Raw genomic sequence first — 16,956 nt, 5'->3', positions numbered from 1 at the left:
GTGGTATGTTATATATTGGAATTGATCTTGGTACATCGGCAGTAAAATTATTGTTAATGGATGGGAAGGGTAAAGTTCATAATACAGTTTCTAAGGAGTATCCACTGTATTTTCCTTGTAAAGGTTGGTCGGAGCAGAAGCCAGAGGATTGGTATACTCAGATGATGGCTGGTATGGAAGAGTTAGTTGAAAATTGCAAAAAGGAAGATATTGCCGGAATCAGTTTTGGAGGTCAAATGCATGGACTGGTGGTCTTAGATGAGCATGATAAAGTAATTCGCCCAGCAATTTTATGGAATGATGGTAGATCAGATAAGGAAACAGATTATCTTAATAAAGTTATTGGAAAGGAAAGGCTTTCTCAATATACTGGTAATATTGCTTTTGCTGGATTCACTGCACCAAAAATTCTTTGGTTAAAGGAAAAGGAGCCAGAAAACTTTGCAAGGATTTCAAAAATTATGTTACCTAAAGATTATTTAGCTTATTGCTTAAGTGGTGTCCATTGTACGGATTATTCGGATGCTTCTGGTATGTTACTTCTTGATGTTAAGAATAAATGTTGGTCAAAAGAAATGATGAAAATATGTGGTATAAATGAAAATCAATTACCTAAATTGTATGAGAGTTATGATGTTGTAGGAACTTTAAAATTGGATGTTGCCCAAAATTTGGGTTTGTCTTCGAATGTAAAGGTTATTGCAGGGGCAGGAGATAATGCTGCCGCTGCTGTTGGTACAGGAACAGTTGGTGAGGGAATGTGTAATATTTCATTAGGAACATCTGGAACAGTTTTTATTTCTAGCAATACATTTGGTGTGGATGAAAATAATGGTTTACACTCTTTTGCCCATGCAGATGGTTATTATCATCTTATGGGGTGTATGCTTAGCGCAGCTTCATGCAATAAATGGTGGATGGATGAGATTTTAAAGACAAAAGAATACGCAAAAGAACAGAACAACATTGTAAAACTTGGTGAAAATAAGGTGTTTTATTTACCATATTTGATGGGAGAACGTTCACCTCATAATGATCCTAAAGCTAGAGCAACTTTTACTGGAATGACTATGGATACTACCCGTGAGGAAATGACACAGGCAGTTTTAGAAGGTGTGGCATACGGTTTAAGAGATTCTCTAGAAGTGGCAAGAAGTTTGGGAATTATAATACAGCGTACTAAAATTTGTGGTGGTGGAGCTAAAAGTACATTATGGAAAAAAATTATAGCAAATGTTATGAATTTGTCTGTAGATGTAATTGAAAGTGAGGAAGGTCCAGGTTACGGAGGTGCTATTCTTGCAGCAGTAGGATGTGGCGAATTTTCCTCTGTAAAAGAAGCGTCAGATAAACTTATAAAAATAATTGATACTGTAGAACCCGAACAGGATTTAGTAGAAAAATATGAGGAAGGTTATCAAAAATTTAGAAAGATTTATCCAACAATGAAAGAATTGTTCCGTACCATTACAGAGTAAGAGTATATGATAGTAAGTTCTTTATTTTGTAAAATAAGAAATGTAAAATATTTATTATATATTGTTAAGATAAGTAAAAATTAAAAATAATGTTTTCTAATTTAAACTAAAACTATCTTAGGTATTAATGTCCTAAGATAGTTTTTTTTTTATAATTATAAAAGTTAAATTAATAATTAGTATATTTTCAATTATTTAAATCAAAGGTTATATAAGTAAAAAATATTATTGCATAAATATTTTATTAATATGAAAATAGTATTATATTATGTAAATATTGTGGAGGTGTTATAATGGCAACTATTTTATTAGTAGAAGATGATGAAGCCTTAAACAGAGGTATAAGTTTTAAACTAAAAAAAGAAGGGTATAGCGTTATTAGAGCAGCTTGTTTGACTGAGTCTAGAAAAATAATCCAGAGTGAGAAGATAGATCTTGTTTTATTAGACGTTAATTTGCCGGATGGAAATGGATTTGAATTTTGCAAGGAGATTAGAAATAAGAATATTTTAGTTATATTTTTAACTGTTTGTGATCAAGAGGTTGATATGGTTACAGGTTATGACGTTGGAGCAGATGATTATATTATCAAACCTTTTAGTCTTATGGTACTTATGTTAAAGATTAAAGCTGTTCTTAGAAGAAATGTAAAGCTTAAAAGTAATAAAAGTATAATCTCTGGAGATATAGCATTTTATGATGAAGAACTTAAAGTTTATAAAAATAACAAAGAATTATTTTTGAGCAAAACAGAATTTAAATTATTAAGATTCCTTATATGTAACTATAATCAAATTCTAACAAAGGATCAGATATTAAATCAACTATGGGATGTAGATGGTAATTTTATCAATGAAAATACTTTGGCAGTAAATATAAGGAGACTTAGAGAAAAAATAGAAGATAATCCATCTAATCCTAAATATATCAAGAATATACGAGGTATAGGGTATTCTTGGGGAAAGGTGTGTAAGTTAAATGATTAAATATGTAAAGGGAGACCCCATTTTGGAGAAAATATTTTTAGGTGCATTTATAAGTTTATTTTTTTCATATCTAATTGTTTTTTACTTTCATTTTAATGTTATTAAGTGTATTCATGATGATCATATTATGTTATATCAAGAGATAACGGGGAAGATGATAAATATTGCCCCGGAAAAAGAAAGTGATATTATAAGTGCACTATTTTATGAAAGAGATGAAGAGAGGATTAAGGAGGGGCAAGCTTTATTAAATAAATATAGTTTTAAAAATGAATTAAAGATGTGGAGGGATCCTACATTTGAAAGCTATTTTATAAGATTTCTATCAAGTGAGGCCATAAGTATTCTTTTTTTATTATCAATTGTTATGGTTTCATTTCTTATTAGCTTTAAACATTTCATGAATAAGTTAAATGAATTTTCCAAGGCATTAGGTTTAATAATAGAAGGGAATTTTAAATTGACTTTAGAAGAGGCTGGTGAGGGAATATTTTCTGAAGTTTATTCTAAGTTAAATCAAATGTCTAGAATATTAAATTTAAGTCTTAAAGGCTTAAAAAAAGAAAAAGAAAATATTAAGTCATTGGTTACAGATATAGCTCATCAAGTTAAAACTCCACTGTCATCAATAAAGTTATTTAATTCACTGCTAATGGAAGAGAAAGTAAATGAAGGCGAAAAGGAAGAATTTTTATGTAGAAGTGAAATTGAAATATGTAAATTAGAATGGTTATTCAATTCTCTTATTAAAATTTCTAGAATGGAAGTAGGAATGATTGAGTTAAAGATAGAGCTTAAAGATTTAAAAGATACCTTAATTAAAGCGGTTAAAGATGTGCATATTAAGGCTTGTGAAAAAGAAATTAAGATAGTTGTTAAAGAAGTGGAGTCTTCTTTTGTTTATCATGATTTCAAGTGGACAAATGAAGCTATATTTAATGTACTTGAAAATGCAGTAAAATATACTAATGAAAAAGGGAAAATATTTATTTCCATGGAAAAAATGCAAAGTTATATACGAATTGATATACAGGATACGGGTATAGGGATACCCAGAGAAGAGTTCAATAATATTTTTAAAAGATTTTATAGAGGTAAATCAGATAGGATCAAAAAAATAGAAGGCTCAGGTGTTGGACTATATCTTACAAGAAAAATTTTAGAAGAGCAGGAAGGAAGTATTATGGTGGATTCAGATATTGGAAAAGGTACAAAATTTAGTTTATACTTACAAAACTGTAAGTATTAATGAAAGGTTAATGTAATAATTGAATGATATTCTTTAAGTATAAATTGGTTTGAATATATTTGAGCTAAGAATTTGTAGGGGGAAATGAAAGTATGATTTTGTTAGAAACAAAATTCTTAAAGAAATATTATGGCAAGGATGAAAGTCTTGTAAAGGCTTTAGATGGAGTTGATTTATCTATTGATGAAGGAGAGTTTGTAGCAATAGTAGGGGCCTCAGGTTCTGGCAAAAGTACACTGCTTCATATGCTTGGGGGACTGGATAGACCAACTGAAGGAAAGGTATATATAAATGGGAAAGACATTTTTTCTATGAGTAATGATAAGTTAGCAGTGTTTAGAAGAAGGAAAATAGGTTTTATTTTTCAATCATACAATCTTATACCTGTATTAAATGTATGGGAGAATATAATTTTCCCCATAGGACTTGATGAAAAGAAAGTTGATGAAGATTATATTATAGATTTAATGGAGACCTTAGGAATATATGAAAAGAGATATGAACTTCCAAACGCACTATCAGGGGGACAACAGCAGAGGACCGCTATAGCAAGAGCATTAGCTAATAAACCCTCAATAATTTTTGCAGATGAGCCTACTGGGAATTTGGATTCAAAAAATAGTGCAGAAGTAATTAATTTAATTAAATTATCTATACGAAAGTACTACCAAACTTTGGTTATAATAACTCATGATGATAAAATAGCACAAATGGCAGATAGAGTTATAAGAATAGCAGATGGAAAAATATTAGAGGAAGAAGGGGCAGACAGTGAGTAGTATATCAAACCTTGCTAAAAAAAACTTTAAGAGAAATAAAATTAGAAGTTTACTTGTAATTTTTACAATTGTTTTAACTACTGCTCTTTTAACTTCAATGGGAATTATATATTCCACAACTAAAAGTGCAAATATTAAAGAAACAGAAAATACAATTGGAAAATATCATTGTATTTTTACGGTACAAAATGATGAACAATTTCAAACTTTAAAAAACAATATTCAGCTTGAAAAGGCAGGAGAATATATATGTTTAGGAAATTGCAATAATAAAGAACTAGGTGTTAACACAGTAGAATTAACTTATATGGACAAGAATGTAGCGGATTTGAGTAATATTAAATTGGAAAAAGGTCAGTTCCCAAATCGGTCAAATGAAATTGTTTTGACAGAATATATAATAGAAAAACTAAATAAAAAACCTAAATTAGGAGAGAAGATACATTTAAGTTTTATACCACCTTTATCTCAGGAAGATGTGTGGGAAAATAAAAAACCTAATAAGATTGAAAAAAATTTTGTTGTTTCCGGAATTTTAAAAGAAAGTGAAGAGAGCAAAAAGTATAATATTTCCAAGGGTATAGTATCCAAAAACACTATATATGAAAGTTTAGATAAAAAAAATATAGATAGAGAAATATATTTAAAGTTTAAAGATCATAAAAATATTACAAAGGATTTATATAGCCTTGCAGATAGCGTGGGTATATTACGTAAAGATATTGAGTTGAATAAATTTTATTTAAACGAATTAAACCCTAGCTCTGAAAATTTAATTCCTTTTATAATCATAGGTGTCATATTAATGTTAGTATCAATTGCAGTAATATATAATATTTTCAGTGTATCTATTTCGGAAAAAATACAAAATTTTGGACTGTTAGCAGCATTAGGAGCAACTAAAAAGCAAATTAGAAAGGTAATAATAATAGATGGATTTTATAATTGTATCATTGGGATACCATTAGGATTATTTATTGGTTACGGGTTAAGTTATTTTATATGTGCTTTTGTAATGCAGAATCTGCATGTAGGTAAGTATTTTGTGATTAATGTACCCATAAAAGTGATAATAATATCTTCAGTTGTAAGTATAGTTACTGTAGATATTGCGCTTATTATGCCAGCTAGAACGGCATCAAAGATAGCTTCTACTGAGGCTATAAGGTTTAGTGGATATGAAACAAAAATTAAAAAAAGAGAAAAAAATTTCCCAGGTTATATAAATATTAAAAAATTGTCATATCTAAATTTGTGGAGAAATAAAAAACGTACTTTAATGACTTTATTTTCTTTAAGTATGAGTGGAATGGTTTTTATAATAGTGTCATCTATTATATTTAGCATGGATATTAATTTAAATCTTAAAGAAGATATACAAAATGACTTTCTTATCTCATCTTCACATTTAGTTAAGGATGATGGATTAGTAAATCCATTAAATGCAAATTTAATAGAAAGGGTAAAGAATATAGACGGTATTACTAAGGTGCAAAAGATAAATCATAGCTATGTATGGTTTGATAATGTTATTTTATCAAAAAACAAGACTAAAGTAGCTAGTAGTAAGGAATGTTTTAATTTTTATGGATTTAATGATGAAATGGTAACTAAATTGAATGATAATTTAGCACTAGGGAAAATTTCAATAAAGGATTTTAAAAACAAAAATGGAGTAATTTTAGTTGCGGATCATAAGGGAAAATATAGATTTAATGTGGGAGACAAGGTTTTATTAAAAAAAGCTAAGCTTTATAAAGATACTATAACGGAGAATGAAAATCAAACTTTTGACGAAATTTATAATATAGAAAATGATAATACCTATAAATTTAATGAGTTTGAGATAATAGCAATAGTAGATAAAAATGTAGAAGGATTAAATATAGGATTTGATACAAATGGGATTTTTATTACTGATGAAGATACATTTAATAGGACTATTAAAGACAATAGACCTATTCAGATTCGAATAGATATACAGAAAAATAAGTATGAGAAGGTGAAAGCTTCTTTAAAAAATATTATTGGAAATAATGAAGAGATAGAGTATAAATCCTATGTAGAGGTTAGGGAAGATTTGCAAAAACAATTTAAATCAATGAATATTATTTGTTATGGAGTTGTTTCAATAATAGCGTTAATAGGTGTATTAAATCTAATAAATACTAGGATTACAAGTATTATGACAAGAAAAAATGAAATGGGAATGATTGAGGCCATTGGTGCTTCAAATAAAGATATAAGTAAAATGTTACAGTTAGAGGGATTTTACTATTCTTTTATTAGTATAATTGTAGCTGTAATTTTTGGATTAGGATTAGGATCTTTATGTTTTAGATTTATAAATAAAACCGCTACGTATATGATATATAAATTTCCATTAGTACCAATAGTAGTTCTCATTATTACGTTTTTAATTTTACAAATAGTAATAACACATTTAACTCAAAGAATTTTAAATAAAGATTCTATAATAGATAAAATAAGAGTAAATGATTAAGAAGTTTAAATGGGGGAGGATAAATGAAAAAAGTTTTTATAATTATAATAAGTGTTTTTGTTTTAAGCAGTTTTTCTGGTTGTGCTTTAAATAAAGTTGAAAAGGAGGAAAATATCTTAGCAGGTAAAACCTTGAATTTTTCGGGTAAGGATTTAAATGGAAATAAAATAACAAAAGATTTATTTAAAGGTTATAATTTAATTATGATAAATAAATGGGGAACATTTTGTAATCCTTGTGTGCAGGAGATGCCAGATATTCAAAAAATACAAGATGAGTTTAAAAATAAAAAGGTAAAGGTAATAGGAGTAATTTCTATAGATAAGGAAAAGATTGATGAGAAATCTTTAATAAATGATGCAAAAAAAATCATTAGTATTAAAAAAATAAATTATCTTAATATATTGCCAGATAAAAAGCTTAATGAGCAATTAAATAAATTTGATTTTGTACCAGTAACTTTATTTATCAAGCCTAATGGTGAGGTATTAGAAACTTATATTACTGGAGCTACAAAATTTGATTATTTTAAGAAGATAATAAATTCAGCATTAAAGGATGAGCTAAAATGAAGCTAAAACTTATAAGGACCATTGTTTTATTAGAGGCTTTAATATTTATAGAATCAGGTATATATAGAAATGAAGTGTTAATAGTTTTTAATAAGGCTATTAATATATGCTTGGAGTGTATTGGAATTGGTTAAAGTAAATAGAAAATTTGTTCAAATTATAAGTACTGTAATAACAAATGCCAATATAAAAGGTTTTAAAGGACAAGGAATATATAAAGGTCCACTTAAAAAGGGATGTGTTCCAGTGCTTAATTGCTACTCCTGTCCTTTGGCTGTAAGTTCTTGTCCTATAGGTTCCATTCAGGCTATTTTAGCAAGTGGAAAATATAAATTTCCATTTTATATTTTAGGAATATTAATGTTAATAGGAGTATTTTTAGGAAGGCTAGTATGTGGTTTTTTATGCCCATTTGGTTTTGTTCAAGATATTTTATATAAGATAAAAATACCTAAATTTAAGCTACCTAATTGGATTAAGTATATAAAATATGTTGTATTGTTAATATTTGTAATTTTACTTCCTATACTATGGACTAATGAACTAGGAATGGGTGATCCTGCATTTTGTAAGTATATTTGTCCTGTTGGAACACTAGAAGGTGGTATACCTCTTATACTTATGAGCAATTCTTTAAGGAATTTTATAGGATTTTTGTTTAAATGGAAAATGGTGATACTAATAGCAACTATAATTTTATCTATTTATACTTTTAGGCCATTTTGTAAGGCTATTTGTCCTTTAGGTGCTATATATTCATTTTTTAATCCTATTAGTATTTATAGATTAAAAATAGACAAAGATAAATGTATATCTTGTAAAAAATGCTCAAAGGTGTGTAATATGGGAGTTGAGATTTATAAAAATCCCAATAGTTTAGAATGTATTAGATGTGGAGAATGTATTAGGGCTTGTCCTTCTAAGGCAATAAAGACTATAATAAACCTGTAATTCTATTGATTTAAAAAGTTGTTATTGACAATTAAAAGTTTATTTTATAAAATTAAATTGTTAAAAGGGAGTAGTTGAAATATAAAGTCAACATACTGGTACAGGTTGTACCTGGCTTTATAACCTTAGAGGTAACGAGACTTTTAGCATAATTCCTTTGAGTTATGCTAGAAGTCTTTTTTTATTATTAACCATTGATATGAGTTAATAATATTTGTTAGGGTGACGAGACTTTTAGGATAATCTTTTTGGTTATGCTAAAAGTCTTTTTTTATCACATTTTTAAAAGGAGGATTATATAATGAAAGCGTTCAATGAGGATATAAAAGAGACATTACAGAGAATTGGTACTAATCCACAGATTGGATTAACCAAGGAAGAAGTAAAAATTAATGCAGTAAAATATGGTGTGAATGAATTTAAAAAAGAAAATTCAAAACCTTTTATTATGAAAATAATTCATGTAGCAAAGGAACCTATGATTTTAATTTTAATTATTGCAGTAATAATTACTTTTGGAATAAATTTAATAAGATATTTTAACAATGGCCAGGTGGATTTTATTGAAAGTTTAGGAATTTTTGTAGCTATTTCACTTGCAATCATTATAACTGTTATAATGGAAAATCGAAGTGAAAAGGCATTTGAAGCACTTGATAAGATTAAAGAAAATATTAAAGTAAAGGTTATTAGAAATGGTGATATATGTCTAATACCTCAGAAAGATCTGGTTGTAGGGGATATTATTAAATTTCAAACAGGAGATAGAATACCAGTTGATGGTAGAATTATTGAATCTATTTCGCTAAGTGTAAATGAATCTTCACTTACAGGAGAAAGCTTACCTGTGAAAAAAGATGCTAATATAGTATTTAAGGATGATAAAACTCCAGTTGGTAAACGACGAAATATGCTTTATGCAGGATGTTTTATAATCAGTGGAAGTGGAACAATAGTTGTTACAGAGGTTGGTGAAAAAACAGAGTTTGGAAATATTGCTAGAGAATTATCTAGAGAAGATAAAGGAAGCACTCCATTACAAGAAAAACTAAATCGATTAGGGAAAATAGTAACAATTTTAGGTTCTACTATGGCTGCCATTGTTTTTATTACACAACTAATAATATTTATAGCCAATGGTGTATTTTCTTTAGAAATAATATCAGAAGCTTTTATAACAAGTATAGTATTAATTGTTGCTGCTGTGCCTGAAGGGCTTCCTACTATAGTAGCTGTGTCTCTTGCAATTAATATTATTAAAATGGCAAAAGAAAATGCCCTTGTTAGGAAACTTATTGCATGCGAAACCATTGGGAGTATAAATGTTATTTGTTCTGATAAAACTGGCACGCTAACGGAAAATCGTATGACGGTAACAGATATATATGCTAATTGTGATTTATGTAAGCCTAATCAGTTGAATCAGGAATTTCTTTTAGAAAATTTTTGTATTAATACTACGGCTGATATTGATTATTCAAAAAACGTTCCTAAATTTATTGGCAATCCTACAGAGTGTGCACTAATTGTTGCCTTTACTAAATCTTTATCTAAAGAAAATACTTATAAAAGTCTTAGAACAAATGCAAATATACAGGTTTCATATCCCTTTTCTTCAAATACAAAAAATATGACAACAGTAATAAAAAGAAATGATGGGTTTATTGCTTATTCAAAGGGAAGTCCAGAAAAAATATTATCGCAATGTAGGCAAATTGTAATTAATGGTAATATATGTAAGCTAACTAATGAAGTAATTAATGATATTCATGACAAAATAATGTTATTTCAAAAGCAGTCATGTCGTGTACTTTCTTTTGCACATAAAGAATTTTCAAATAGATTAGACTATGATAATGACAGAAGTATTATTGAATCAGAAATGATCTATGATGGGTTCGTTGTAATAACTGATCCTCTACGTGAAGATGTATATGAAGCAGTAAAACATTGCACAAAAGCAGGAATTGATTTAAAAATTCTTACTGGTGATAATATAATTACTGCAAAAGCTATAGCAAATCAATTAGGCATATTAAATCATGATGATTTAGCTATGGAAGCAAAAGAAATTGAGGAATTATCAGAAAAGGAATTAATTAAAATTCTTCCTAGGATAAAGGTCATTGCAAGAAGTACCCCAGTTATGAAGATGAGTGTGGTAAATGCTCTTAAATCTTTAGGTAATGTAGTAGCTGTTACGGGGGATGGAATAAATGATGCACCAGCAATAAAAAATGCAGATGTTGGAATTGCTATGGGGATAACAGGTACTGAAGTTTCAAAAGAAGCTAGTGATATTGTATTATTAGATGACTCATTTTCAACCATTGTTAAAGCCGTACACTTAGGACGTGGAATTTTTGAAAATTTTCAAAGATTTATCCAGTTTCAACTTACAGTTAATTTATCTTCTGTTGTAGTTGTATTAGCATCTTTACTAGCAGGATTTAAGTCTCCTTTTACTGCATTGCAGTTATTATGGATAAATATTATAATGGACGGACCACCAGCTCTTACACTTGGACTTGAACCTTTTAGAGATAATTTATTGGAAAGAAGACCAGTATCAAGAGATTCAAATATTGTAACAAAAGGAATGTTATCTAGGATAATATTTAATGGTCTTTTTATTTCTTCAATGTTTATGCTTCAAACTACTAAAAATATATTAGGTGGAAGAGTAGAACAACAGTCTACAATACTATTTACTTTATTTGTAGTTTTTCATTTATTAAATGCTTTTAATAGTCGTGAAATTACAGATTCAAGTATTTTTGTAAACTTGACAAAAAATAAGCTTATGATTTTTGTATTTGCATTTACATTCTTGTTACAGATTTGTATTACTCAGCATGGGGGGGGATTATTTAAAACAGTTCCACTTCCCTTTAAAATTTGGGTAAAGATAGTTTGTGTTGCTTTTACAGTTATTATGGCTTCAGAGATTTTTAAGGGTTTAAAAAGAGTTTTGTTAAAATTAAAAATTTAATATATCAGAAGTTTACATAGTAAAGCTAATTTGGGTAAAAATATAGCAATGGGTAAATTAAAGTATGTAGGTAGGGAACTAATTATATTACTTAATAGGAGTTGTCGTTATGTTGGGTTTTTCTTTAATATAAAGAAAGGAGTATATTTATGGTTACTTCTAATAAAAGAGTTAAAGTTGCTTTTTTATCAATTATATCAAACTCACTACTTATAATTTTTAAAATTATAGCAGGTATTTTAAGCGGGTCTGTAAGTATTATTTCTGAGGCAATACATTCAGGAATGGATCTTATTGCATCACTTATAGCATTTTTATCTGTTAGATATTCTACAAAACCTGCTGATGAAAAACATCCTTATGGTCATGGTAAGATTGAGAATTTATCTGGACTAGTAGAAGGATTTTTAATTTTTATTGCAGCTGTAATGATTATGATTGAGGCTCTTAAAAAATTATTTAAACCTATAGAAATAGAACAAGAAACTATAGCTATAACAGTTATGATTGTGGCAGCACTTGTAAATTATTTTGTATCAAGAATACTTTATAGGGTTGCTAAAGAAGAGGATTCCATGGCATTAGAAGCAGATGCTCTTCATTTGAAGACTGATATATACACATCTTTAGGGGTAGCCTTAGGAATTTTTCTTATTAAAATTACTGGACTTAATATACTGGATTCAATTGTTGCAATTTTTGTAGCTTTACTCATAATTAAAGAGGCCTGGGGACTTTCTAAAAACGCTTTTCACTATATAATTGATGTTAGATTGTCTGAAGAAGAAGAGGAAGAAATTGAGAAAATTATTAAAGAACATAATAGTAAATTTATAGATTATCATAAGCTTAAAACAAGGAAGTCGGGTAATATGAAGCACGTAGATTTTCATATTACTGTTAACAAAAATCTAACCGTAGAAGAAACTCATAATATAATTGCAAGTTTAAAAAGGGATATAAATGAAAAATTAAAAAATACTAGGGTAAATATTCATGTGGATCCCTTTAAAAATAAATAAAATTATAGGGTGTTTTTAATATTATATTTAATAAATATATAAATAATAATTCGTTGCTAAAATGGAATATGTTCCATTTTAGCAACTTTTTTATTTATGTTCATTTTAGAGGTAAAGATAAATGATTTTTTGTATTTAGTAGTAATATTTTATGATTTTGTTGCATTTGTAGAACAAAAACTATTTTTTATTCTGTTTTTATTATGGTATGGTTTTTGCTATATATATTCATAAAATATTTATTTGTTTGGAGGTATAATTATGGAAAATATTAAAAAACTTAATAAAATACTTTGTGATGTATTTAATATATCTGACGATTCATATAAAAGAGATGAATTAGGACCAGATGAGATAGAAGGTTGGGATTCTTTAGCACATGTAGAACTAATAACAGCTTTAGAGGAAAATTTTGAAATATCAATAGATGTAATAGATGTATCCAGAATGTATAATATTGGAGACATTAAAAAAATACTTGAAAAGTATGGCGTAGTACTATGACTTTTACAGATTATGTATTTAAGTTTTCAAAAAAACTAGAAAAAACTGCTTTAATAGATAATAAAAAAATTTCTTATAAACAAATATATTCTAAAATAATAATTTTAGAAAAGATGCTAAGAAATAAAGGGTTAAATAAAAAGGATTCAGTATTATTAATTTCAGAAAACTCTACTTTTTTTGTGCAATGTTATTTTGGAATAATTAAAAATGGAACCGTATGTGTTCCCATAAATCCAAATTTATCTATAAAAGATATTTGTTATATAGTAGAATCATTAAAAATAAAAAATATTTTTATACAGAAAAAGTTTTTAGAAAAGTTATCTGAATTACAGAATATAGATATATATACTGAGGAAGATGTTAATTTACTAGAGAAAAATAAAAATGATAGAATTAACATGAATGTAGACATAGAGGAATTAGCTGTAATTTTATTTACTTCTGGATCTACTGCTGAACCAAAGGGAGTAATGCTTACTCATAATAATTTAATTTGTAATACTAATTCAATTATAAAGTATTTAAATCTAAATAAGGAAGATAGGATAGAAGTAGTGCTACCATTTTATTATTGTTACGGAACTTCTCTTTTACATACCCATTTCAGGGTTGGGGGAAGTTTAGTTATAAATAATAAATTTTTGTTTCCTGAAACAGTATTAAATGATATAAATAATTATAAATGCACAGGATTTGCTGGGGTGCCAAGTACGTTTCAAATCCTTTTAAGAATGAGTGATATAAAAAATAGAAAATTCCCTTCTTTAAGATATATTACTCAGGCAGGAGGTAGAATGTCAAATATCTTTATAAATGAGTTGATTCAGGTATTGCCAAGGGTAGATATATTTATAATGTATGGTCAAACAGAAGCTACCGCTAGATTATCCTATCTTCCGCCTAGATTATTAAAAGATAAAATGGGCTCAATTGGAAGAGGAATCCCAGGAATAAAACTTAAAGTGCTAAATAAAGAAGGAAAAGAAGTGAAAACAGGGGAAATTGGAGAAATTGTTGCTGAAGGTAATAATATTATGAAGGGGTATTTTAATGATGAGGAGGAAACAAAAAAAATTTTAAAAAATGGATGTTTATATACAGGAGATATGGCTACAGTGGATAATGAAGGATATATATACATTCTTTCAAGGGAAAAAAACATTATTAAAAGTGCTGGTAATAGGGTAAGCCCAAAGGAGATAGAAGATATAATACTTCAGATTAATGAAGTAATTGAGTGTGTAGTAGTAGGGGTAGAGGATGATATTTTAGGAGAAGCAATAAAGGCTTTTATAGTGTTAAAGAATTGTAGTATCAATTGTAATAGCATTATAGAATATTGTAAAGGTAAACTTCCTAATTATAAGGTGCCAAAGTATATAGAAATACTAAAAAGTCTTCCTAAGAATTCATCAGGAAAGGTAATGTTAAAAAAGCTCAAACAAATGAGTTGATAAGGTATTTAGTAAAGTAGGTGAAATTTATGAATGAGTGGGAATTGTTAAAAGATATAATTTTTGGCAAACCATTTAGCTTAGATAAAGATAAAAAAAATACAATTCTTATAAAACTTTTGAAAAAACAGTTGGAGATTAATATTGAGAATATAAATTTAAGGCTTATGTATGATAAATTAGGTTTTGATATTAAATATTTTAATAGATTAGAGGATATACCTTATATTCCTGTAAATATGTTTAAGAAGTTTGATTTGTATACCTGTCACGAAAAAGACATAGTCAAAGTTTTAAATTCTAGTTCTACAACTACAGGTGTTGCTAGCAAAATATATTTAGATAAAAAAACATCTATAAGACAATCTCAAGCCCTTATTGCTACTTTAAGAAATTTTTTAGGTAATAGTAGAAGACCTTTGCTAATCATAGACAGTGAAGATGTAAATAAAGGAAGTTCTATATTGACAGCTAGAGGAGCTGCAGTAAGGGGAATTAGTAATTTCTCTAATAAAGTAGTTTATGCTATGGACAAAGAAGGGAAAGAATTAAAGGTAAATATTGAAAGGCTTAAGAATTTTCAACAAGAATTTGGTAATTCGGAAGTATTAGTATATGGATTCACTTATATCATATGGTCAAAATTTGCACAAGTATTAAGAGATAATAATATAAAACTAAATATACCTAATGTAAAAATAGTACACAGTGGAGGTTGGAAAAAGTTAGAGTCCCAAAAGGTTAGTAAAGAAAAGTTTTCAAAAACCATAGGAGAATTATTTAATACTAGAGCAAATAATGTTTTGGATTTTTATGGCATGGTAGAGCAACTAGGTGTAGTATTTATAGATTGTGAGTATGGATATAAACACGTACCAGATTTTGCAGAGGTTATAATAAGAGATTTTAATACATTAGAAGAGGTAGATGTAGGTAATAAGGGTTTAATACAAGTGGTTAGCACGTTAAGTTCTAGTTATCCAGCACAAGCTGTTTTAACTGAAGATATAGGAAGTTTTATTGGTATAGATGATTGTAAATGTGGAAGAAAAGGAAAGTATTTTAAGTTTGTATCTAGAGTAGAAAAGGCAGAGGTAAGGGGTTGTGGTGATACTTTTGCTGAAGGAGAGAAGAGAGATGGTTAAATGCTATACGTTAGATGGTGAGTTTTATAATAAGGGTTTATGTTTAAATGATCTTAAACATATATATAAAACTGTTAAGAAGAATGAAGAATTACTTCAGCATTTTCCAGTAGATGCAATTTTGTTTATAATAAATGAATATAGTAAAGTAATATCTAAAGATAAGAATCTTTTAAAAGAAGAAGGGGTACCTTTTTTAAGTTTTTACTTAAAAAAGTCTAATTTAGAAAAAATTATTTACTTGAATTTAAAAAATAAAAAATATCTAGATAATTTTGTAGACATTGGAAATAAAAAATTTATTAAGGCACAGAAAAGAGGATTAGTATGCCACTTTATGTCATCCAATGTAAAGACTTTAGGGATATATTCTATACTTCAATCTATAATATGTAGAAATTCTAATCTTGTTAGATTACCTGAGGGATGTATAGATTTAATAATAAGGCTTTTGAAACCTTTAAAAAATATACATATAAAACATAAAGGAAAAACATATTTAGGAAAAGACTTACTAAAAAATATTTGTATTGTAAATTATCCTAGTTCTAATATAGAGTTAAATCAGTTTATGTCTGAAAAAGCAGATTGTAGAGTTTTGTGGGGGGGAGAAGATGCACTAAATTCTATAAGAAGTTTACAGCAACGGACTTATTGTAAAGATATAATATTTGGACCTAAGTATTCCTTTGCGGTATTTGACAAAGAGGCCATAGAGAGCATACAGCTAGAAAAGTATTTAGAAAGTCTGGTTATAGATATAATAAGTTTTAATCAGACTGCATGCTCTTCTCCTCACGTAGTATTCTTAGAAAAAAGTTCTGTGTCTTTAGAAGAGGTGACTCAAAGACTTATAAAGGTGTTTAAAAAGCTGATTAAAAGATATCCACTAAGTCTTCAATCAGAGAAAATATTAGCAGATATAATAAACAAAAGAGGAGAATATGCTTTAGGTTTAGATAAAATGCTTCATTGTAGCAAAGGACTTGAGTATACTATTTTAATAGATAATGATTTTAAATTGGAGGAGCCAATAGGGGGGAGAACTATATTTTTAAAAGGAATAAATGACGTTTTCGAAGTGAAGAGATTAATAACTTCAAGAGTTCAAACTGTGGGAATAGCATTTAAAAATGAAAAAAGGGCAATTGATTTTTCAGATGAAATTTCTAAAATTGGAGTAGATAGAGTAGTAAAAGTAGGATATATGAGTTTTTATGATTCACCTTGGGATGGGAGCCTTATAATTAGTGATATGGTTAGATGGTGTTCTTTGAATATTAATGGAATGATTTAATTTTATTTGGAGGTTAGA

At 27.9% G+C, this 16,956-nt stretch carries 14 protein-coding genes; all 14 read left to right on the top strand.

Annotation, left to right across the window (positions count from 1 at the left end; translation table 11 throughout):
• The first annotated feature begins 5 nt into the window (after window positions 1–5).
• Complete coding sequence (gene xylB / locus EJL03_RS07115; RefSeq protein WP_125153271.1) at window positions 6–1,478, top strand: xylulokinase; 1,473 nt, start codon at window positions 6–8, stop codon at window positions 1,476–1,478.
• Window positions 1,479–1,771: 293 nt separating this feature from the next.
• Window positions 1,772–2,464, top strand: coding sequence for a response regulator transcription factor (locus tag EJL03_RS07110; RefSeq protein ID WP_125153270.1), 693 nt, complete (start codon window positions 1,772–1,774; stop codon window positions 2,462–2,464).
• A 22-nt stretch (window positions 2,465–2,486) separates the two neighbouring features.
• On the top strand, window positions 2,487–3,713 hold the full coding sequence (locus EJL03_RS07105; protein ID WP_243108668.1) for a sensor histidine kinase: 1,227 nt from the start codon (window positions 2,487–2,489) through the stop codon (window positions 3,711–3,713).
• 92 nt (window positions 3,714–3,805) lie between these two features.
• Window positions 3,806–4,492 carry an ABC transporter ATP-binding protein gene (locus tag EJL03_RS07100; protein WP_125153268.1) on the top strand — a complete coding sequence of 229 codons (687 nt, stop codon included), beginning with the start codon at window positions 3,806–3,808 and terminating at the stop codon, window positions 4,490–4,492.
• On the top strand, window positions 4,485–6,995 hold the full coding sequence (locus EJL03_RS07095; protein WP_125153267.1) for an ABC transporter permease: 2,511 nt from the start codon (window positions 4,485–4,487) through the stop codon (window positions 6,993–6,995). The genes EJL03_RS07100 and EJL03_RS07095 overlap by 8 nt, the downstream gene beginning before the upstream one ends.
• Window positions 6,996–7,018: 23 nt before the next feature.
• Window positions 7,019–7,567: a TlpA family protein disulfide reductase gene (locus tag EJL03_RS07090; RefSeq protein WP_125153266.1), complete on the top strand. Its 549-nt coding sequence runs from the start codon at window positions 7,019–7,021 to the stop codon at window positions 7,565–7,567.
• A complete protein-coding gene (locus tag EJL03_RS16030) occupies window positions 7,564–7,701 on the top strand; it encodes a CD1871A family CXXC motif-containing protein (RefSeq protein WP_164509028.1) in 138 nt (45 codons plus the stop codon). The genes EJL03_RS07090 and EJL03_RS16030 overlap by 4 nt, the downstream gene beginning before the upstream one ends.
• Window positions 7,694–8,518, top strand: a complete 825-nt coding sequence (locus tag EJL03_RS07085; RefSeq protein ID WP_243108667.1) for a 4Fe-4S binding protein — start codon at window positions 7,694–7,696, stop codon at window positions 8,516–8,518. The genes EJL03_RS16030 and EJL03_RS07085 overlap by 8 nt, the downstream gene beginning before the upstream one ends.
• Before the next feature lie 301 nt (window positions 8,519–8,819).
• Window positions 8,820–11,510: a calcium-translocating P-type ATPase, PMCA-type gene (locus tag EJL03_RS07080; RefSeq protein WP_125153264.1), complete on the top strand. Its 2,691-nt coding sequence runs from the start codon at window positions 8,820–8,822 to the stop codon at window positions 11,508–11,510.
• A gap of 149 nt (window positions 11,511–11,659) precedes the next feature.
• The gene (locus EJL03_RS07075; protein ID WP_125153263.1) at window positions 11,660–12,532 is read left to right on the top strand and encodes a cation diffusion facilitator family transporter; all 873 of its coding nucleotides are present in this window, start codon (window positions 11,660–11,662) and stop codon (window positions 12,530–12,532) included.
• A gap of 261 nt (window positions 12,533–12,793) precedes the next feature.
• Entirely contained in the window at window positions 12,794–13,036 is a 243-nt protein-coding gene (locus EJL03_RS07070; protein WP_125153262.1) for an acyl carrier protein, read from the top strand.
• A complete protein-coding gene (locus EJL03_RS07065; RefSeq protein WP_125153261.1) occupies window positions 13,033–14,496 on the top strand; it encodes an AMP-binding protein in 1,464 nt (487 codons plus the stop codon). The genes EJL03_RS07070 and EJL03_RS07065 overlap by 4 nt, the downstream gene beginning before the upstream one ends.
• A gap of 29 nt (window positions 14,497–14,525) precedes the next feature.
• Window positions 14,526–15,641 carry a LuxE/PaaK family acyltransferase gene (locus EJL03_RS07060; RefSeq protein ID WP_125153260.1) on the top strand — a complete coding sequence of 372 codons (1,116 nt, stop codon included), beginning with the start codon at window positions 14,526–14,528 and terminating at the stop codon, window positions 15,639–15,641.
• Complete coding sequence (locus EJL03_RS07055) at window positions 15,634–16,938, top strand: acyl-CoA reductase (RefSeq protein ID WP_125153259.1); 1,305 nt, start codon at window positions 15,634–15,636, stop codon at window positions 16,936–16,938. The genes EJL03_RS07060 and EJL03_RS07055 overlap by 8 nt, the downstream gene beginning before the upstream one ends.
• Window positions 16,939–16,956: the final 18 nt, after the last annotated feature.

Source organism: Clostridium rectalis (assembly GCF_900626095.1).
In the GTDB taxonomy this organism is placed as follows: domain Bacteria; phylum Bacillota; class Clostridia; order Clostridiales; family Clostridiaceae; genus Clostridium_AS; species Clostridium_AS rectalis.
Note: the sequence above shows the minus strand (reverse complement) of the source record. Positions and strands in the feature narration are given on the sequence as shown.